Source organism: Aliivibrio sifiae, assembly GCF_002954705.1.
Taxonomy (GTDB): domain Bacteria; phylum Pseudomonadota; class Gammaproteobacteria; order Enterobacterales; family Vibrionaceae; genus Aliivibrio; species Aliivibrio sifiae_A.
Window position 1 is genome coordinate 1,864,100 of the sequence record NZ_MSCO01000001.1, and the last position, 20,282, is coordinate 1,884,381.

Genomic DNA, 20,282 nt, shown 5'->3' on the forward strand with positions numbered 1-20,282 from the left:
AACATCACCTTTTGGAAGAAATGAGGTACAGCAATGAAATTCTCTTACGTTAACCCTACACAAATCCATTTTGGCCAAGGTCAAATCGCAGCAATCGCGACATCTATTCCACAAGATCAAAAAGTCTTAGTCATTTATGGCGGTGGCTCAATTAAAACAAACGGTGTTTATGACCAAGTGGTTACAGCCCTTTCTAATCATTCTTGGATTGAGTTTTCAGGTGTTGAACCAAACCCAACAGTTGAAACCTTAGATAAAGCTGTAGCTATAGCTAAAGCTGAGAACGTTGATTACATTCTTGCTGTGGGTGGCGGTTCAGTTATTGATGGTTCAAAGTACGTCGCTGCTGCAACAAAGTACGATGGTAACGGTTGGGATATCTTAATTGGTAAGCACACGGTGACAGAAGCGGTTGCTTTAGGCGCTATTTTAACACTACCAGCGACAGGCTCTGAATCTAACTCAGGCGCGGTTATTACTCAAAAATCAACGCAAACGAAACTGCCTTTCATGGCGGCAGCAGTACAACCAAAATTCGCAGTGCTTGATCCTGATTCAATGAAAACGCTACCAGAGCGCCAACTAACAAATGGCCTAGTCGATGCTTGGGTTCATACCTGTGAGCAGTACCTAACTATGCCTGTTGGTGCAATGGTTCAAGATGGCTACGCTGAAACTCTACTTCGTAATCTATTAGTTCTTGGTGAGCAATACGAGAACCGTGATAACAACGAATGGCGCTCGAACCTAATGTGGACAGCAAACCAAGCATTAAACGGCTTGATCGGTACTGGTGTTCCTCATGACTGGGCTACTCACATGATTGGTCATGAGCTTACGGCTCTTTACCATGTAGACCACGCTCGTTCTTTGTCTATCATTCAACCGTCTTTACTTCGTAATCAAATCGAAGCAAAACGTGCGAAACTAGAGCAAATGGGTAAAAACGTATTTGGCTTAGACGCTTCTGATGATTTAGCAGAGCGCACTATCATTGAGATCGAAACGTTCTACCATAGCCTAAACTCTCCAACAGAATTAACTGAGCACGATGATGATAAAGCATCAGCAATTGATGCAATCATTAAACAACTAGAAGCTCATGGTATGGTAGTTCTAGGTGAAAACCAAGCAATCACTCTTGAGGTATCTCGTCAAATTCTTGAAGATGCAGTGAAGTAAACCTAACCTAATTTAAGAATACGACTAAATAAAAAAGCCGATTCAATCTAACGTTAATGTTAATTGAATCGGCTTTCTCGTTATTAAGAGAAAGTAACGCTATTTAATAACCGTTTTCTTCTTACGTTCCCATTGCGTAATAAAAGCAACTGAAGCAATAATAATCACAGCACCTAACCATAAACGCCCTGGTGGTGCCCAACCAAATACCATCCAACCCGCTAACACGTTCAATGGTAATTTTGCATGATCAAACGGTTGCACAAATGACGCATCAGCGACTGCATATGCTTTTACTATTGCCCACTGAGCTAATGCCGTCATCACACCAGCACCAAAAAGTAATAACCATACATTCATGCCACTTGGCGTATGCCAATCAGGTAATGCGAGCAAAATATTAAAAGGGGTAATAAGAACTAAAAGATAAACCACCATGGTTGATGGAGAATCATTTGCTGACATTTTCTTAACCATTAGTGAATAACACGCCCAGAAGAATGCTGCACCAACGGGCAGTAACGTAGCCCATGTAAAACTATCTGCCCATGGCTCAAGAATGATCATTGCACCCGCAAATCCAGCTAACGTTGCACACCAGCGAGCTGCACCCACTTTTTCTTTTAAGAATAAGCCAGAACCAATAGTTGCAAATAAAGGGGATGTCATTAACAGTGCAATACCTTGCCAAATTGGTACTGGATACGCCAGAGCCCATAGCCAAAGTTGAATACCAATTACGGATAAAAATACACGTAACGCATGCATTCCAAAATGTTCAGTTCGGAGTGAATTACGAAGCCCTAATGTGCGTAAATAAGGCAAGATGACGATCAACGCAATCCCATATTGAACCAAAGCAACCATGGTTGATGGTAAACCAAAGTTCATACTCACGTATTGAGCAATGCTGTTAACTATCGCAAAGGCAAGGCCTGCGGTTAACATCCAAGACGCACCTTGGACAGGTTGATGCTGAGACATAAAAAGGGTCATCATTCACATTAAAAAAGGGAAACAGATCATACGACTGTTCCCCTCATTTGCCAACCGTTAAGCCATTCCAATAGCGTCTAAATTAGAACTATTACCTCATAAACTGCCGACTTAGTAATTTCAGCATCAATTTTTTGTGCTTTAACAACAATCTTGCTCTTGGTAACCAAGTTGGGGTGCTCAATATTGTTTTCGCATGGGAGAAGGTTTTAAAGCCTTCAATGCCGTGATAACTGCCCATTCCTGAGTCTCCAATACCACCAAAAGGCGCATCATCTGCAGTAACATGCATGGTCGTGTCATTGATAGCTATTCCACCACTGTGTGTATTTTGGCTAATCTTTTTAATCAATTCTTTATCCAAAGACATGATATACAGTGCTAATGGGCGCGGACGATCTTGAATGTAACTAATGGCTTCTTCAATATGTTGATATCCAATAATAGGCAAAATAGGACCAAAAACCTCCTCTTTCATTAGCAGCATATCGTCATTCACATTAGTTACAATACGAGGTAAAAATGACCGTCCTTGAGTTTTCTCTGGCTCACCAATTGAGGTAATTTTTGCACCCTTACCTTCAGCGTCTTCTAAATAGCGAGTTAACCGATCATATTGCGTTTGATTAATAATATGACTGTATTCTCGATGTCCTTTTTTCTCAGGAAAAGCCTGTAAAAAACGATGAGAATAAAGCGCAATAAATTTATCGACCTTCTCTTTTGGAACAAAAATATAATCGGGCGCAACGCATATTTGCCCTGCATTCATCGATTTCCCTAACATAATGGCATCAACCGCTGAGGTTAAATCCGCATCTTCCGCAATGATTACTGGGGATTTCCCTCCCAGCTCGAGCGTTACTGGCGTAAGGTTTTTGGCTGCTGCACTGGCAACTAATTTGCCAACCTGAGTCGAGCCCGTAAATAAAAGATGATTAAAAGGCAGTTGAGAAAATTCAGCAGCTACATCTCCCTCCCCTTCAACAACGAAAATATGTTCGGAAATAGAGGCAAATACTCGGCGAAGCACTTGATTGGTCTCTGGTGTGTATTCACTTAATTTCACCATCACACGGTTACCCGCGGCGATAGCCGTTACTATTGGTGCAACACTCAGATAAATAGGGAAATTCCAAGGCACAATAACGCCTACAACCCCTAGAGGCTGATATTTAATATGTAATTTAGAAGGCGAGAGCAATAAACCCGCATGACGTTTTTGAGGTTTAAGCCATTTAGATAAACGTTTAATGGTGTAGTTAATATGTTGAATTGATGGCATTAAATCACAAATCGTTGAATCAAACTGACTACGATAGCCATAGTCTTTTTCTAATGCTTCAACCGTGTTGACCTTTTCTGATAATAACGACACTTTCAGTTCATTGAGTAAAGAGAGCCGTTCTTCTTTTAAAGGATATGGTGCCGCTTGATACGCCTGTTGAAGCTGTTCAAATTCATACGATAGATTAACGACGCTGCTCATGATCTTATTCCATTAAACAAAGTGACCCTCATTATAGCAACCCACTTTAATGAACTGAATAATGATAATTTCACAATGTGTTCTGGCTCTATTTTTCAAATAAGTCGTTGATCTTTTTGTGACAAGCCTGTAATGATAGAGGTGTAGCAATAACTTCGAGAACAATAATAATGAATAAAACAATCGATATTACTCTATCCCCACATTGGGAAGATCGCATCAGTAACGAACAAAAGTTACGTCGTAATGATCAACGCAGCGTTTTTCAACGAGATCGTGCTCGTATTCTCCACTCAGCGGCTTTTCGTCGTCTGCAAGCAAAGACTCAAGTTCATGGCCCTGGTAGCGTAAATGACTTTTACCGCACTCGCTTAACGCACTCTTTAGAAGTATCACAAATTGGTACTGGCCTCGTCGCACAATTAAAACTAAGACAACCTGAGTTCCGTGAGCTCCTAACGTCAACCAGTTTAATGGAAAGTATTTGTTTAGCTCATGATATCGGTCACCCGCCTTTTGGTCACGGTGGTGAAATTGCGCTTAACTATATGATGCGTAACCATGGCGGCTTTGAAGGTAATGGCCAGACTTTACGAATTTTAAGTAAATTAGAACCTTATACTGAACATTTTGGTATGAACTTAGCCAGAAGAACTCTACTTGGTATTTTAAAATACCCTGCTTTTTTAGATCAAGTTCATTCGAAATTTCGCCCTGAAGATGTCACTAACCTGCGTCATTTAAAATCGATTGAATGGCATCCACCAAAAGGGATCTATCGTGATGACGAGCAGATCTTAAATTGGATTTTAGCGCCATTATCCGATCACGATAAATCCCTTTTATCCACGCTTCGTTTCCAAAAAGAAGGTGACGATAGCCATAGAAAAACACGCTTTAAATCTATTGATTGCTCTATTATGGAATTGGCTGATGATATTGCTTATGGCGTCCATGATTTAGAAGATGCCATTGTGATGGGCATTGTCACAAGAAATCAGTGGCAAGAATCCGTAGCAAGTAAGCTTGCAGATTGTGGAGATGAATGGTTTGAAACGAATATTGAAACCATTAGTGATAAATTATTTTCTGGTCTGCAATATAAGCGTAAAGATGGCATTGGTAGCCTCGTAAATGCTTTACTAACTTCTATTACTATCAAGAAAACAACGTTTGAAGAAGAGCCCGAGTTTGAATCTGAATTACTGCGTTGGAATGCCTATTTAAGCCCATCCATGAGCTATGCTTTAGAAGTGCTAAAAAAGTTTGTTGGTCAATATGTGATCCATAATTCAGAAATGCAGCGCATCGAATACAAAGGTCAGCAAATTGTGATGGAGATCTTTGATGCCCTAAATTCGGATCCGGAACGTTTATTACCGGAAAATGATAAACGTGAATGGCAAGAAGCAATGAAAAATGGAGGAAATGGCCACCGTGTCATTGCTGATTATATTGCTGGTATGACTGACGGCTATGCTCAGCGTTTATATAATCAGCTATTTGTTCCTATTTGATAACGATAGCTACCTAGATATAAAAATCAAAGAACTACTCTGAACGGTAGTTCTTTTGGTATACCCCTTCAGGCATTTGGCTGATATGAAACTCAATCATGTTATCAAATGCTGTTAATATCGAATCAAATTTTTCTGTATCATTACCGTTATTAACGTCACTATCTAGTTGGCTCAACACGTGATAGCCCGCTTCAGCTGTTGATAAAGCATTATCTTTAGGTGCTTTACGAACACGATAGTTACCTGACAATTCAGTATCAAGATGTACTTTTGGTAACGTATGTAGGTTAGTTGACAGCTGCCACATTTTATATGCTTTCTTCCATGTGCCATCTAATAAAATTACACGCTGTTTTTTCTCAGCGGTATTCAATGACGATGAAATTGCTTGGCTAGTTCCATCTAAAAATAGGACTTGGTGCTGGTAACTGTCATCGGCTAATAGTTGGTTTAACTCCGTATGCTCGGTAAAATTTTCACCGATAAAAGTACGGCAATTAGTTAAACTTAACGATAATATTTTAACCGTTCCTAATGGTCGCTTAGCTTCTGTTGGATGCTGTAGTATGATGAGTTCAACCTCTGTTGAGATTGGCTTTATCCATTCACAGATACAGGCTTTTTTTGTTTTTAGGCATTGAAGACAAAATCGAATCACAAGGAACCTTTGCTTTGTTAAAATTACTCTTTCCCGTTTTAGTTGTGCTTGGTATTGCACAGCTAACTCTGGTATCTGATTTTTTTGTTTGGGATAGAAGCTTAATTTTACAAGGCGAGATATGGCGATTAATCACAGGTAATTTCACCCATACTAACCTCCCTCACTTAATAATGAACTCTGCCGCTCTAACCGTATTTTGTTTTATCTTTAAGGATATATTAAATCCCAAAAAACTATGGGGTCTATTGTTTTTTATAAGCTTAATGACCGGGGTACTTTTATTGCTGTCCCCAATCCAATCTTATGTTGGATTATCAGGAGTGTTACATGGTTTATTTATTTGGGCTGCAATTGAAGACATAAAACAAAAACGCAACACTGGGTGGTTATTGTTAATTAGTATTATCACTAAGATTTGCTGGGAGCAATACTTTGGAGCAAGTGCTTCAACCATTTCTCTTATCAATGCAAAAGTCGCAACAGAAGCTCATCTTATTGGAGCATTCAGTGGTGGAACACTCCAATTAGCTACGCGCTTAATTACTCTTAGTAAAGTTTCTGACGACCCAAAATAGAATGAGATAACGTTGTGCCATCAACTAACTCTAACTCTCCCCCCATAGGGACACCATGCGCGATTCGGCTCGCACTTACTTGGTGTTCTTGGCATAACTCTGCAATATAATGAGCAGTTGCTTCACCTTCAACCGTCGGGTTCGTTGCCAGAATGACTTCCTTGATATCACCACGGCCTAAGCGATGATCGAATAAATCTAATCCAATATCACTAGGACCAATACCATCAAGAGGGGATAAGTGCCCCATAAGTACAAAATAACGTCCAGAAAACTGCCCTGTTGCTTCTACTGCTACAATATCTGCAGGACTTTCAACAATACACAATTCGCCACTGGCTTGGCGCTTTGGATTTAAACAAATAGAACAAGTATCTTCTTCAGTAAACGTTCGACATTCAGAACAATGACCGATTTCAGACATAGCACGAGAGAGAGAATCAGCTAATTGCATTCCGCCTTGGCGATTACGCTGCAAAAGATGAAATGCCATTCGTTGAGCTGATTTTGGACCAACCCCCGGAAGACATCGTAACGATTCCATTAATTGTTCTAATAAACCACTTGTACGCATAGTTTTTTTATATTCCAGAAAAGAAAAAGGCAGCCACTTAGCTAATGCCGATCAGTTAGTCACTTTATTGAGTAATTATGCACTATTTATTCAATGTCTAATAGATATGGCAAAGTACCCGTTAAGAGAGTGAAAGATAGATACAACAAGGGCTCCAGAATGATTGTAATAAATTCGTCTGAAGCCCTTGTTTTATTGATGTTCGCTTAACTGACTGGCATTAGCCACTTAGCCGCCTAATTTTACCAAGATAAATACGAATAATCTGTCTTGATTTTTATCATTTAAGATAAATTAAAATGGCATTTTAAAGCCCGGTGGCATTTGCATTCCACCAGTAACACCAGCCATTTTTTCTTTTTGTGTTTCTTCGATACGACGAGATGCATCATTGAATGCTGCTGCGATCAAATCTTCTAGCATTTCTTTTTCGTCTTCTTCCATTAAACTTGGATCAATCTCAACACGGCGAACACTGTGAGAACCAGTGATCGTTACTTTAACAAGACCTGCGCCTGATTCACCAGTCACTTCTGTATTTGCGATTTCTTCTTGTACTTTCTGCATGCGATCTTGCATTTGCTGGGCTTGCTTCATTAAGTTGCCCATGCCGCCTTTTCCACCGAACATAATAATTCTCTCTTAAGTTTACTTCTTTAATATTAAGAAAATGGGGGTAAAAAATACCAATTTCAACCCACATTGAATATTTTTACTTTAGATAATGCATACCACTATTTTATATTGGTCTAACACTTTCTTGATCTATTTCTGCACCAAACCTCTGCATAAAGAAATTCACGTGCGGATCTTGCTGCAAACTCTGATATGCCGCCTGCAACTTAGCTTGATACATTTGTTCACGTAACTCTAAAGGACTTACCCCTGCAGAACTAATATCAATCGATACAGTAACGTCTTTATTTAATGCTTTGCTTAATTCTTGAGTGATCTGTTCGTTAGCTTTATCTCTGTCCAAGTGAGCTTGTTCTGCTCTCAAATGCAATGACACTTGATTACCCTGTTCAACAAAAGCCGAATTTAACACTAACTGTTGGACCAGTTTTGGTAGTGTTAAAGACATCGCTAACGCTGACCATGCATCTTTTTGAGATGACTCATCAACCAACTGCTGTACCATTTCTGGTGATTTTTCATGCTCTAATGCTTGCTTAAGCTTAGTTGGTGTAATGTCACTAACAACTCTTTTTGCTTCTGGTTTTGTCGATTTCCAACGATACGGTTCTTCTGGTTTTTTCTCTTGTGTTGCTGAATGTCCAATTTGCGACACCTGAGTACGAGGGGCTAAATGTTGCTTTTCAGCAATACGTTCTAGCACTGAACTCGTTTTTTTATTATCGGATGCCGCACTAACCTTTTTTGAGCCAGTACCATTGGTTGTATTCGTTAAATTATTTTTAGCACTACGCAATTGATTACGTACACCTAGCAAACCACTTTTAGGCGCTGCTGGTTCTTGCTGCACTTGAGGTGCAGAAGGTGATGACTGCTGCATTGTTTGATGTGATTCCCCCATCGATGGCGCATCATACCTTGGTGGTTGTTCTGAATGCATTGGTGGTATATTTTGCACCGGTGCATAGTTCTGTTGTTGAACAGGCGGCACACTAGGGCGCGATACTGGTTCTTGAACTCTTGCAACTGGTCGATTAGTTGAAACAACTTGAGATGGCACCGTTTGAGGACTCTGAGACGTAACTTGCGGCTCTACCGTAGGAACGGCAATTGGTTGCGTTTCTAATGTTTGGGCATGAACAGGACGAAATGCCACCATTCTTAATAGCATCATCTCAACCCCTGTCTTTTCACTTGGCGCTAATGGCAAGTCTTTACGGCTTTGTAATGCAATTTGATAAAATAGCTGAACTTCTTGAGGAGACAGTTGATTACTCAATAACTCAATACGTTCTGCATCTGGTTGAGATTTATCAAGGGTTGCAGGCAATGCTTGGTACATGGCGAGTTTATGAAGTTGATTTGCAATCTCTTTTGCTAACCCATCCCACTCAATTCCCATATCAGCCAGATCATTTACACAGCTCATTAATGTCTGCATGTTTTTAGTGCTAATCGCTTCTAAAATACGCACCGCTTGATCTGTATCTAACGTCCCTAGCATTGCTGAAACGATATCAGTGGTTACTGAACCATTTCCAAGTGCAATTGCTTGATCTGTTAAACTAAGAGCATCACGCATACTGCCATCCGCAGCATGAGCAATTAGCCCTAATGCTCTCGCATCTTTAGTGACTTCTTCTTTGTCTAAAACAAAATCAAGTTGTTCATGAATTTGATCAACACTGATATGTTTTAAATGAAACTGTAAACAACGCGACAAAATCGTCACAGGTAATTTCTGTGGATCGGTCGTTGCTAATAAGAATTTGACGTATTCTGGCGGCTCTTCCAATGTTTTTAATAACGCATTGAAACTGTGGCGCGACAGCATATGAACTTCATCGATCAGATAAACCTTAAAGCGGCCACGCGCAGGTTTATATTGAACATTATCAAGTAGTTCACGAGTATCTTCTACCTTAGTTCTAGAAGCCGCATCGATTTCAAGTAAATCAACAAAACGCCCTTCATCAATTTCTTTACAAGTAGAACACACACCACAAGGTGTTGACGTGATCCCTTCTTCACAGTTCAGTCCTTTCGCGAACAAACGTGCAATAGTGGTTTTACCCACACCACGAGTCCCGCTAAACAGATAAGCGTGATGAAGTCGATTATGGTCAAGCGCGTTTTCTAACGCAGTAAGCACATGAGGTTGGCCAACAACATCTTTAAAATGATGTGGACGCCACTTACGCGCCAGAACTTGATAGCTCATAGAATACAGCCCAAAATAAAATAGATCTAAATCGTAGCACAGCAAAAAAATGAGATCTCCCTTGATAGAGAAATCTCACTAAATTTAGTGTGTATATGAAGAATTAGTGACCAGCAAACTCACAGATGCTGTATACGTTTAGCCCTAGGCTCTCTAAACGTGTTTGACCACCAATTTCTGGTAGGTTGATAACAAAAGCAGCTTGCTCTACTTCACCACCAAGTTGACGGATAAGTTTTACTGTTGCTTCAATGGTTCCACCCGTCGCTAATAGGTCATCAACAACAAGAACTTTATCACCTTCAACAATCGCATCTGTGTGAATTTCTAACGTATCTGTACCGTATTCAAGATCGTACGTTTGAGCGATAGTTGGGCGAGGCAATTTACCAGGTTTACGAACTGGAATAAAACCAACACCTAATTCTAACGCCAGTGGCGCACCAAATAGGAAACCACGCGCTTCTGTACCTACAATCTTAGTAAAACCACCTTTCTTGTACTTTTCTACAAGTAATTGGATTGTTGCTTGGTATGCTTTAGGGTCTTCCATTAAGCTTGTGACATCACGAAAAATGATGCCTGCTTTTGGGTAATCAGGGATTGATTTAATGCTATTTCTAATCAGTTCTACTGTTTCTGTCGACATGGTTATATGACCTACTTTGCCTAAATTTGGCATTAAAATAAATTAACCGACTTATGTTATTCACTTTCTTTGCTATGAGCAAGTCATACCAGCCGAGATGAGTCGTTGATCAAGCAATGACAAAGAATAAAAATCACGATGTTGGGATGGTAGAAAACCAATAAAGAAGCGCAATAGCAAACATTACAAGCATCACTTTTACCCACAAAATGGGCGCGAGCGTTATCGATAATAAGAAACTTAAAATTATCATAATAATGGCTTTCTTTTTTATCGATGCTTTAATTGTTTTGTGCTTTTGCCACTCAACAATAGAAGGGCCTAATTTAGGATGAGAAATAAGCCAAGTATGAATACGCGGAGAGACACGCATAAAGCACACACTCGCTAGTAATAAAAAAGGTGTTGTTGGTAGTAAAGGTAAAAATAGCCCAACAAAACCAAGAATAAGCGCGGTGGCCCCAAGAACAAACCAAAGCACTCTGCGAGTAAAATGCAAATCAACATCTCTATTTAGATAAGGAGCTTTATTATGATCCTTTCTTAGTCAAAGAATCAATCTAGAATGCATTCAGTTCTAATTTAAAACTGCTACACCCTAAGTTATTTAATAACAGACTATTATGATCAGAGATAGGAAAGCGATGAACCTGGTTTTTAGCTGCATTCAATGTTAATTGACCATCAGCACGAAGAACATGACGCTCAGTGTTATTCTCCCACACAGCATCAAGACCAGCAGAAAGCATAAATAACGCTTGCTCTGCAAAATCAATGTAGCCAAAAATAGCAGACATTGGCTGGGAATGGTCCATGGTTTCCATGCCTTTTTCTATCGACATAACCATCTGAGAAATGGCATTAAGTGAGATATTTTGGTCTCGAATAAAATCATTAAAAAAAGCACGTACCAATAGGCAAGAGATCACTCCGTTATCACCACCAGATTCTGAATCAACCAGATAGAAGAACAAACGCCCATCAAGCAACCATTCATAATCAAAAACCAAAGGCATTCCATCTGTTGATTGTAAAAGTCGATACCCTAACTTCCACTTCCCATGCTGAGCATCACTTTCTGGTAGTAACTCAAACAATAGCTCTCTACCTATATTCGGTTCATTCTGTAAATGGTCTAAATGCCAATGTAATTCATCATTACAGCTTTTATCTAATTCAGAAGTTCTAAACCACTGGCTTGAAAAATCCTGCATTCGAAGAGTGCTTTCTTCGCTTAATTTAAGTGCAGATGCCAACGATTTAATCAAAATAGACACATCACTAATCGGCTTTACTAAAAAATCTTTCGCACCTAATCGCAACACTTTAGCTACGTCTTGCATATCACCAGTACCAGATATGACAATAATAGGCAGCATTGGATATTCCTGCACTGCCTCTTCAACAAATTCGATTCCATTTAAGATTGGCATTGATAAATCACACAGCAATACATCTGGCAATGAATGCTGCAGCATTTGCAATCCTTCTAGTCCATTACTTGCTTCTTTTACATTGCAAGAGTAACTCTCTAAAACCGCTTTTATCATAGAGCGAAAAATAGGATCGTCATCGACTATTAAAATATCTTTATTTAACAGTAAATCTTCTACTGGCGCTTTATTTACATCCACATTTTTTTGACATTGCTCTACCGACATACGACTACCCTCTGCACGTTCCTTCAGCAAATAATGAAAATTCCTTTCATATTTCTAATTATCACTCTAAATAAAGTTAGTTCTATATTGGCTTGAGCACAAATATTTTTAGATAAGATTGTTAATAACTGTTACGTTAAGGGGAAATTCGGTCTTTTATTTATAGATTTTCACTTTAGTTGACTTATAACAACACCTACATTAGGGTTTTAGTTACAATTCATCGTTCGAAAAAAACAGAGAGTATCTTAATATAATGAAGTTAGATGATTTAAATCTGTTTCGACAGGTAGTTGATAATGGCAGCTATACTGCCGCCTCAAGAAAGACACTTATACCTGTTGCGACAATAACTCGTCGTATTCAAGCCTTAGAAGATTCTTTAGATATTCGCTTACTCAATCGTCACGCTCGCAAGCTATCGCTAACCGAAGCTGGACAAAAGTTTTATGATGAATGTGCCCCTATTCTAGCTACCTTGGTAAATACAAGTGAATGCTTAGGGGAAGAGTGTCGTGGTGCTGCTGGAAAACTAAAAATTTCAGCGCCTTCTAACCTAACCAAGCGCATGATCCAACCTATTTTAAATAAATTCATGTTGCTCTACCCTAATATCAACATCAATTTAACCATGAGCAACCAGCCTGAACAACTTGACCCGACTGATTGGGATATTATTTTCAGAGTTGGTAAGCAACGTGATTCATCTCTTATTGCTCGCCAAATTGGTTCTTTAGAAGATATTTTAGTAGCAAGCCCGACTTATTTAGAAGCAAACTCAGAGCCAACACACGCACAAGAATTGCATGAACACAGTTTATTAAAAGGTCATCCTTTAATGCGCTGGCGTTTAACCAATTGTGAAGGTGAATCAGTGACAATTACTGATGCTGGTCGCTTTGAAGCAAGTGAATTAAATGTAATTCGAATGGCTTGTTCTGATGGCTTGGGGATAACACTCATGCCAGATATTATGATTAGCCAATATATTGAAGATGGTTCATTGGTTCGCGTGCTTAAAAACTGGTCAGCAAACCCTAGAGACATCTATATGGTTTATAATTATAAGAATCATCAACCTGAGAAAGTACGTTTATTCATTGATTTTGTAAGTAACCACATCTCTGATTAATGGGCCTCCCAATCAGAAAAACAAAAAAGCCTGTGGGGAAGCACAGGCTTTTTTATTAACTAAAAATTAAAACTACACGCCTTCGTTGTAAATATCTAGGCTTGCTATATCTTGAGCTTCGCTTTCTTTTTTCGCATCATCACCACGTAACCCTTCTAAATATTCAAGGTAGTTCTGATCAACATCACCTGTAACATAATGAGCATTAAATACAGATGTTTCAAAGCGTTCAATTTCACGATTCCCACAACCCACAGCATCAACTAAGTCAGGTAAGTCTTGGAAAATTAGCGCATCGGCACCAATTGCTTTACAAATCTCATCAACTTCACGCCCATGAGCGATCAATTCGTTTGCACTTGGCATATCAATACCATATACATTCGGGAAACGGATTTCGGGGGCTGCAGAAACCATATAAACATGTTTAGCACCTGAATCGCGTGCCATTTCAATGATCTGTTCTGACGTTGTACCACGAACAATTGAATCATCAACTAGTAATACGTTTTTATCTTTAAACTCAGAGCGGATTGCATTTAATTTACGACGTACTGATTTCTTACGCTCTTGTTGCCCAGGCATAATAAAGGTACGTCCAACATAACGGTTTTTCACAAAACCTTGGCGGTATGGTTTATTAATGATCTGCGCTATTTCAAGTGCGATATCACATGATGTTTCTGGAATTGGCAGTACAACATCAATGTCTAAATGATCCCATTCACGCTTGATCTTTTCACCAAGGCGTTTACCCATTTCTACACGTGCGCTATACACGGAGATTTTATCAATGAATGAATCAGGGCGAGCAAAGTAAACAAATTCAAAAATACATGGGTTTAGTTTTGGATCATGGGCACATTGCTGCGTATATAAACCACCTTCAAATGGAGCATAAATCGCTTCACCAGGTGCAACATCACGAACAAAATCAAAACCAACCGCATCAAGAGCTACCGATTCAGACGCAACCATATACTCAGTACGCCCCTCGACTTCGCGCTTACCTAAGCATAAAGGACGAATGCCATTTGGATCACGGAAGGCAACCATACCATGCCCAATGATCATCGCTGTAACTGCATATGCACCACGAATTTGGTCATGTACATTAACAACAGTTTTAAAAATATCATCAGGAGTTAATGGGTAGTTTTTTGTCTCATCAAGATGGTGAGCAAAGATGTTGAGTAGAACTTCAGAATCTGAAGTTGTATTAACATGGCGACGTTCTTGTTCAAATAAGGTCTCACGGATTTCATTCGCATTGGTTAGATTACCATTATGCGCAAGTGTGATCCCGAAAGGTGAGTTTACATAGAAAGGTTGAGCCTCTGAAGCGCTAGAACTACCCGCTGTTGGGTAACGAACATGGCCAATACCTACGTTACCTTGTAGGCGTTGCATATGTTTTGCTTCAAATACATCTTTAACCAAGCCGTTCGCCTTTCTCAGACGGAAACGATTGCTTTCTATGGTAATAATACCAGCAGCGTCTTGGCCACGATGTTGTAACACTGTCAAAGCGTCATAGATTGACTGGTTTACAGGTGTTGCGCCTACGATTCCAACAATACCGCACATGTCCTAGAGTCCTCAATTTGCTAAAAAACTGGCGCTATTTAGCGCCAGGAAGAAAACTTGATGTATCCTTTAAGTAATCGAAGAACCATTCAATCACTACCGAAAATTGCGGTATTAATTGAGATTGCTTCCACCACTCCGAATCCGATAATGAGGTAAAGGCATCTATAAAGAAAAGAACTGCCGCTATAATAAGCACGCCTCTCAATCCCCCAAAGACAATACCCAATACCCGATCTGTCCCTGATAACCCCGTTTTTTGTACTAATTGTGCAACGACATAGTTCACAACCGCACCAACCACAAGAGTTGCCACAAACAAAGCAGCAATCGCACTGCCATTTCTTATCATTTCATCATGTATATTTGTGAAATAAACGGCCAGTTTGGGATAGAAGTTACTAGCGACAAAAAAGGCGCCAAACCAAATCACTAACGACAACGCTTCTTTAACAAAACCTCTAATCAAACTGATTAAAGCTGATAGGCTAATAACACCTAAAATGACAAAATCGATCCAAATCATAATTTATCTTTTCTCTGTTGCTGCGCATTTTAACAGAAAAACCCGCGACGCAAACGTTTTCTTATGGGTTTAGTGGTGTAAATTTAAGCAATTGACCATTTAAGCCAGTTATTTCTTTTAATTTCGGTAACTGTTTTTCAAGATCCGGTTTAGAAACATCTGGGCCAACAGCAACTCTAACTAAATCACCTTTTTTAGGTTCTTTAGGGAAAGTATGCGCTTGGAAACCTTGCTTACGTAGTTTAAGTGCTAAATTTGTCGCATTGTCTGCATTTCTGAACACGCCAAGTTGGATAATCCAAGCACTCTTTGCGTAATCTATTTTTTCTACTTTCTCGGGTTGTTTTTTCTCAACAATTGAGAGTATTTCTTTTTTTGGTTCCGTTTTTGATGATTCAATCGTCACCTCTACTGGCTCGCCAGGAAGCTCCGCATCAAAATCTATTGGTTCTTGGATCTCAAACTGCTCAACATCCTTTGATAGTTCAGGTTTAATCGGAATACTCGCAAACTCTTCTTGGTAATGTTTTTTCTTACCATCAAATAAATCAGGTAAAACAATCACCCCAATGGCAACCAATATAATGGTTCCAACTAAACGTCGTTGAAATGGACTAGACACTCATGTACCTCATGCTTCTTCTTTCCAGTAATCCCATACCTCACCAACCGTATGAAAAGAACCGAAGACTAAAATTAAATCGTCATTATTTGCCTGTGTCAGTGCAACTTTAAACGCCTCTACAGGTGATAAATACTCTGTTGCTTCTACTTCTATTACAGCGGTTAACTCACAAGCATTTGCCGCTCTTGGGCCTGATAATGATGCAGGATACCAAACATCCACACTTCCCGAGAACTCAGCTAAAGTAGATTTGATGTCTTTGTCATGCAACATACCAACTACTGCATGAATTTTCTTATTTGGGAAACGTTGTCTTACTTGTTGTACGAGATAATGCGCTGAATGTGGATTATGTGCCACATCAAGAATAATTGTTGCGTCATTCTCGACACCATCACGAGTTAAACGCTGCATTCGTCCTGGTAAACTTGCAGATCTTAAGCCTTCAACAATATTAACATCTGTCAGTTCTAGCCCTGATGTACCTAACGCCATTATCGCCGTTGCAGCATTCGCTAATGGTAAATTTGGTAATGGCAAATTATCTAAATCAAAAGCCCCACTTTTCCAAGACCATGTTTGGTTTTCTGCATTTACTTGATAATCAAATTGATAGCCGACTTGGTATAGCTCAGCTTTAATATCATCGGCATGAGCCGCAACACTTGACGGTGGATTAGGTTGTCCACAAATTGCTGGCTTTTCAGAGCGATAAATCCCTGCTTTTTCAAAACCAATCACTTCTATATCGTCACCTAGCCAATCAACATGATCAACAGCAAGGCTCGTAATAATTGAAACATCGTGGTCAACAACATTTGTTGCATCTAAACGCCCACCAAGGCCAACTTCTAAAAGTACAACATCAACTTGATGTGCTTTAAATGCCCATAAAGCAGAAAGTGTTCCAAATTCGAAAAGACTTAACGACGTTTCTTTGCGCCATGCTTCAATTGCAGCAAAAGATTGAGTGATCAGAGAATCAGATAAATCATTACCGTTGATACGGATGCGTTCGTTATAACGAATAAGATGAGGGGAGCTATAAACACCAACACGATAGCCTGCATTAATTAAAATGGATTCCATTAACGCACAGGTTGAACCCTTGCCGTTAGTTCCTGCAACTGTAATGACCGTTGAGGCTGGTTTAGTTAATTTAGCTCGTTGTGCAACACGCTGAACACGTTCAAGGCCTAAATCTATTGCACTTGTATGAATGCTTTCTAAATAACGAAGCCACACCGATAAATCAGATGTGGCTTTCGGAGAATCAAATGGTGTCATAATTCAACTACTTCACTGACGGAATATAGTGACAGTATATATGACTTAGGTTGCTGTTTTAAAGTAAGAACTCGCAACCTTATCTGCATTTAATTTGATTTTTACTTTGAACCATCAACTGGAACAACTAATGGAGAGGACTGATTCGTCATTTTCGCCATTAAGCCACCAATACGTTGACGCATTTCACGACGGTCAACGATCATGTCGATAGCACCATGTTCAAGTAAGAACTCACTACGTTGGAAGCCTTCTGGTAAGTCTTCACGTACTGTTTGTTCAATTACACGACGACCAGCAAAACCGATCAAAGCTTTTGGTTCACCAATATTAATATCGCCTAGCATTGCTAAACTTGCAGATACGCCACCCATTGTTGGATCAGTTAATACAGAGAAGAATGGTAGACCTTTACGAGATAAACGCGCTAGCGCTGCACTTGTTTTTGCCATTTGCATTAGAGACATTAATGCCTCTTGCATACGTGCACCACCACTTGCAGAGAAACATACAAGAGGACAGTTGTTTTCAATTGCAGCATCAACCGCTTTAACAAAGCGAGCACCAACAACAGAACCCATTGAACCACCCATAAAGGAGAATTCAAACGCACACGCAACAACTGGTAATTCTAATAATGTGCCTTTCATTACGATAAGAGCATCTGTTTCATTACTTGATTTTTGTGCTGCTGAAATACGATCTTTATAACGTTTTGAATCTTTAAATTTTAAAAGATCTTTTGGTTCTAGTTCTTGACCAATTTCTACACGGCCTTCTGCATCTAAAAATGTTTCAAGACGCTTACGTGCTTTCATTCGCATATGATGGTCACATTTAGGACACACTTCTAGATTACGTTCTAGCTCTGCAGAATAAAGCACTTGTTCACATGACGTACATTTCGTCCAAACCCCTTCAGGGATCGATGCTTTACGTGAACTAACAATATTGCTTGTATTAAAAATCTTTTCAAGCCAACTCATGGACGACCTTTCTATTAGTGATCTCTCGCACCATCGCAAGAGAAATAAAATCAATTAAATAGATTAAACCATAAATAATAGCCAGTGTAGATAAAAAACTGGTTGTACCTATTTTCAAGATTGAACCTACCTCTAATTTTTGCTTATTAAATACGCATATTTAATCTAAATGAAATATCAGTTATCAGCTAAAAATAATGGTCCTAGTGGAACTCGTGGCAACTCCCACACTTGCGGGTAATCAACATCAATTAAATACAAGCCTTCCGCCTTCGCTGTTGCCCCCGCTAATTTACGGTCTTTCGCTTCAAGTAACCATTCGATCCATTCTGGTTTTTGTTTACCTTTACCAACCTGAATTAAACTGCCCGTAATATTACGAACCATGTGGTGAACAAAAGCATTTGCCTTAATATCAATGACAATGAAGTCACCATGACGAGTGACTTTTAAATGCATCAGATTGCGCCAAGGGCTACGAGACTGGCAGTGTATTGCTCTAAAAGAGGTAAAGTCATTTTCACCCAATAGATACTGACCCGCTTGATGCATTAAATCAGCATCTAAAGGTTCGTGGTAGTGACTAACACCATGCCCTAATATTGCAGGACGTAAACGATTGTTATAGATGATATAACGATAACGTCGAGCAGTAGCGGTAAAACGAGCATGGAAATCTTCAGTAACTTCTTTTGCCCAACGCACTGCTATATTCTTAGGTAAATTCGCATTAGCACCCATCATCCATGCAGCTAGCTTACGAGAACTTGTTGTATCAAAATGAACAACCTGACCTGTACCATGAACACCGGCATCAGTTCGACCAGCACACATCACTTCAATCGGTTCATTGGCAACAACCGTCAATGCTTTCTCTAGTTCCGCTTGGACACTATTTACGTCCTTCTGACGTTGCCAACCGTAATAATCAGCACCATCGTATTCAATACATAAAGCTATTCGCATGATATTTAATTCTTTTAATTCAGTTATACATCATTATAAAAAAAGGCGGGGCACACTGCCACCGCCTTTTTAAGATAGTTCAAAAGAACTAATCAATTTGTTTCATTAATTTTTCAGCTTCAACCTTAAGAGCAGGATCATCACAACGTAAAACTTCTTCTAGCAACTCTAAAGCACCTTTGTCATCTGACATTTCAATATACGCTTTAGCTAAATCAAGTTTACTTTGAGCATTGCTATTTACATCAACGTCATGTGCTTCTCGATTATTTAGCATGTCAGGAAATTCATCTAAACCAACATCTAAATTTAACTCTTCTTCTTCAAACTCTGATTTATCGCCACTTTCACTTTCGGCAATCAGAGCTTCAATACTTAAGAAACGGTCAGCCCCATGAGGGTCATTCTCAACACTTGGTTGTTCTGACCAATCTTCATCTTCCAGTTCTGAATCAGTGCTTGATGCGTTATCTAAATTGAACCCACTCCAATCACTAGCTCCATCATCTAACATACTATCAAGATCTAAACCTGAACTATCAAGATGAGTTAGTGCTTCTTTTTCTTCATCAGATACCCGTGATTGAAAGTCAAAAGCTGCTGATTTATCTTCAACATCTGATGCTTCATTTTCACTGGTTGATTCCTCAGAAACAAGCTCATCAGGAGTCGCAAATTCAGAATTAATGTTTTCAACATCTTTATCGTCTTCTAAAGACGCCAAAGCATCTTCAATCGATAACCCTTCAAAGCTGCTGTCATCATTTTCAATCTCATCAGACTGAGGTAAAACTTCGTCGCTTTCTTTTGAAAAATCAACAGCATTGTTTTCTAAAAAGTCATCTAAAGAGAAATCATTTTCGTCATCGATATTAAATGCTTCAGTCTTAGTCTCTTCTTGCTCTACTTCTGTCTCTAGAAGTTCGTTACTCTCAACATCTAGCTCTTCTGTTTCACCAAACAAGTCATCAAATTCATCATCAGTTTCTGTAACTCGTTCTGATTCCTG

At 39.4% G+C, this 20,282-nt stretch carries 20 protein-coding genes; 4 read left to right on the top strand and 16 right to left on the bottom strand.

Annotation, left to right across the window (positions count from 1 at the left end; genetic code table 11):
* Window positions 1–33: 33 nt before the first annotated feature.
* Window positions 34–1,182 (top strand): iron-containing alcohol dehydrogenase, encoded by a 1,149-nt coding sequence (locus BTO22_RS08235; protein WP_105055076.1) that lies wholly within the window; start codon window positions 34–36, stop codon window positions 1,180–1,182.
* 99 nt (window positions 1,183–1,281) lie between these two features.
* Here BTO22_RS08235 and BTO22_RS08240 read toward each other — a convergent pair whose 3' ends face one another.
* Both BTO22_RS08240 and BTO22_RS08245 read right to left on the bottom strand, forming a co-directional pair.
* Window positions 1,282–2,166 (bottom strand): DMT family transporter, encoded by an 885-nt coding sequence (locus BTO22_RS08240; RefSeq protein WP_105055077.1) that lies wholly within the window; start codon window positions 2,164–2,166, stop codon window positions 1,282–1,284.
* Window positions 2,167–2,269: 103 nt separating this feature from the next.
* Window positions 2,270–3,667 carry a coniferyl aldehyde dehydrogenase gene (locus BTO22_RS08245; protein ID WP_105055078.1) on the bottom strand — a complete coding sequence of 466 codons (1,398 nt, stop codon included), beginning with the start codon at window positions 3,665–3,667 and terminating at the stop codon, window positions 2,270–2,272.
* 170 nt (window positions 3,668–3,837) lie between these two features.
* On the opposite strand from BTO22_RS08245, the gene BTO22_RS08250 reads away from it, so the two are divergent.
* Window positions 3,838–5,184 carry an anti-phage deoxyguanosine triphosphatase gene (locus tag BTO22_RS08250; RefSeq protein WP_105055079.1) on the top strand — a complete coding sequence of 449 codons (1,347 nt, stop codon included), beginning with the start codon at window positions 3,838–3,840 and terminating at the stop codon, window positions 5,182–5,184.
* Window positions 5,185–5,218: 34 nt separating this feature from the next.
* Here BTO22_RS08250 and BTO22_RS08255 read toward each other — a convergent pair whose 3' ends face one another.
* Complete coding sequence (locus BTO22_RS08255) at window positions 5,219–5,845, bottom strand: tRNA-uridine aminocarboxypropyltransferase (RefSeq protein WP_105055080.1); 627 nt, start codon at window positions 5,843–5,845, stop codon at window positions 5,219–5,221.
* Between the two features lie 14 nt (window positions 5,846–5,859).
* Between BTO22_RS08255 and rrtA the strand changes: the two genes are divergently transcribed.
* On the top strand, window positions 5,860–6,423 hold the full coding sequence (rrtA, locus tag BTO22_RS08260) for a rhombosortase (RefSeq protein ID WP_105055582.1): 564 nt from the start codon (window positions 5,860–5,862) through the stop codon (window positions 6,421–6,423).
* Here the strand turns inward: rrtA and recR are convergent.
* The 6 genes from recR to BTO22_RS08290 form a co-directional block, all read right to left on the bottom strand.
* Window positions 6,395–6,997, bottom strand: a complete 603-nt coding sequence (gene recR / locus BTO22_RS08265; protein WP_105055081.1) for a recombination mediator RecR — start codon at window positions 6,995–6,997, stop codon at window positions 6,395–6,397. The genes rrtA and recR overlap by 29 nt on opposite strands.
* A 294-nt stretch (window positions 6,998–7,291) precedes the next feature.
* Window positions 7,292–7,627 (bottom strand): YbaB/EbfC family nucleoid-associated protein, encoded by a 336-nt coding sequence (locus tag BTO22_RS08270; protein WP_060991399.1) that lies wholly within the window; start codon window positions 7,625–7,627, stop codon window positions 7,292–7,294.
* Window positions 7,628–7,736: 109 nt separating this feature from the next.
* Window positions 7,737–9,854, bottom strand: coding sequence for a DNA polymerase III subunit gamma/tau (gene dnaX / locus BTO22_RS08275; RefSeq protein ID WP_105055082.1), 2,118 nt, complete (start codon window positions 9,852–9,854; stop codon window positions 7,737–7,739).
* Window positions 9,855–9,957: 103 nt separating this feature from the next.
* Window positions 9,958–10,503: an adenine phosphoribosyltransferase gene (gene apt, locus BTO22_RS08280; protein WP_105055583.1), complete on the bottom strand. Its 546-nt coding sequence runs from the start codon at window positions 10,501–10,503 to the stop codon at window positions 9,958–9,960.
* A gap of 133 nt (window positions 10,504–10,636) precedes the next feature.
* The gene (locus tag BTO22_RS08285) at window positions 10,637–11,002 is read right to left on the bottom strand and encodes a YbaN family protein (protein ID WP_105055083.1); all 366 of its coding nucleotides are present in this window, start codon (window positions 11,000–11,002) and stop codon (window positions 10,637–10,639) included.
* A gap of 61 nt (window positions 11,003–11,063) precedes the next feature.
* On the bottom strand, window positions 11,064–12,194 hold the full coding sequence (locus tag BTO22_RS08290; protein WP_245922069.1) for a response regulator: 1,131 nt from the start codon (window positions 12,192–12,194) through the stop codon (window positions 11,064–11,066).
* A 226-nt stretch (window positions 12,195–12,420) separates the two neighbouring features.
* Between BTO22_RS08290 and BTO22_RS08295 the strand changes: the two genes are divergently transcribed.
* Complete coding sequence (locus tag BTO22_RS08295) at window positions 12,421–13,296, top strand: LysR family transcriptional regulator (RefSeq protein WP_105055084.1); 876 nt, start codon at window positions 12,421–12,423, stop codon at window positions 13,294–13,296.
* 72 nt (window positions 13,297–13,368) lie between these two features.
* On the opposite strand, the gene purF is transcribed toward BTO22_RS08295, so the two are convergent.
* From purF to BTO22_RS08335, 7 genes are all read right to left on the bottom strand, one after another.
* Complete coding sequence (purF, locus tag BTO22_RS08300; protein ID WP_105055085.1) at window positions 13,369–14,883, bottom strand: amidophosphoribosyltransferase; 1,515 nt, start codon at window positions 14,881–14,883, stop codon at window positions 13,369–13,371.
* Window positions 14,884–14,917: 34 nt separating this feature from the next.
* Window positions 14,918–15,409, bottom strand: a complete 492-nt coding sequence (cvpA, locus tag BTO22_RS08305) for a colicin V production protein (protein WP_060991405.1) — start codon at window positions 15,407–15,409, stop codon at window positions 14,918–14,920.
* A gap of 61 nt (window positions 15,410–15,470) precedes the next feature.
* Complete coding sequence (locus tag BTO22_RS08310; RefSeq protein WP_060991406.1) at window positions 15,471–16,031, bottom strand: SPOR domain-containing protein; 561 nt, start codon at window positions 16,029–16,031, stop codon at window positions 15,471–15,473.
* Between the two features lie 9 nt (window positions 16,032–16,040).
* Window positions 16,041–17,321, bottom strand: a complete 1,281-nt coding sequence (folC, locus tag BTO22_RS08315) for a bifunctional tetrahydrofolate synthase/dihydrofolate synthase (RefSeq protein WP_105055086.1) — start codon at window positions 17,319–17,321, stop codon at window positions 16,041–16,043.
* A gap of 101 nt (window positions 17,322–17,422) precedes the next feature.
* Complete coding sequence (accD, locus tag BTO22_RS08320) at window positions 17,423–18,307, bottom strand: acetyl-CoA carboxylase, carboxyltransferase subunit beta (protein ID WP_061014237.1); 885 nt, start codon at window positions 18,305–18,307, stop codon at window positions 17,423–17,425.
* Between the two features lie 177 nt (window positions 18,308–18,484).
* Entirely contained in the window at window positions 18,485–19,273 is a 789-nt protein-coding gene (truA, locus tag BTO22_RS08330; RefSeq protein ID WP_060991409.1) for a tRNA pseudouridine(38-40) synthase TruA, read from the bottom strand.
* Between the two features lie 88 nt (window positions 19,274–19,361).
* A partial coding sequence (locus BTO22_RS08335; RefSeq protein ID WP_308727212.1) for a FimV/HubP family polar landmark protein occupies window positions 19,362–20,282 on the bottom strand: 921 nt, incomplete at its 5' end.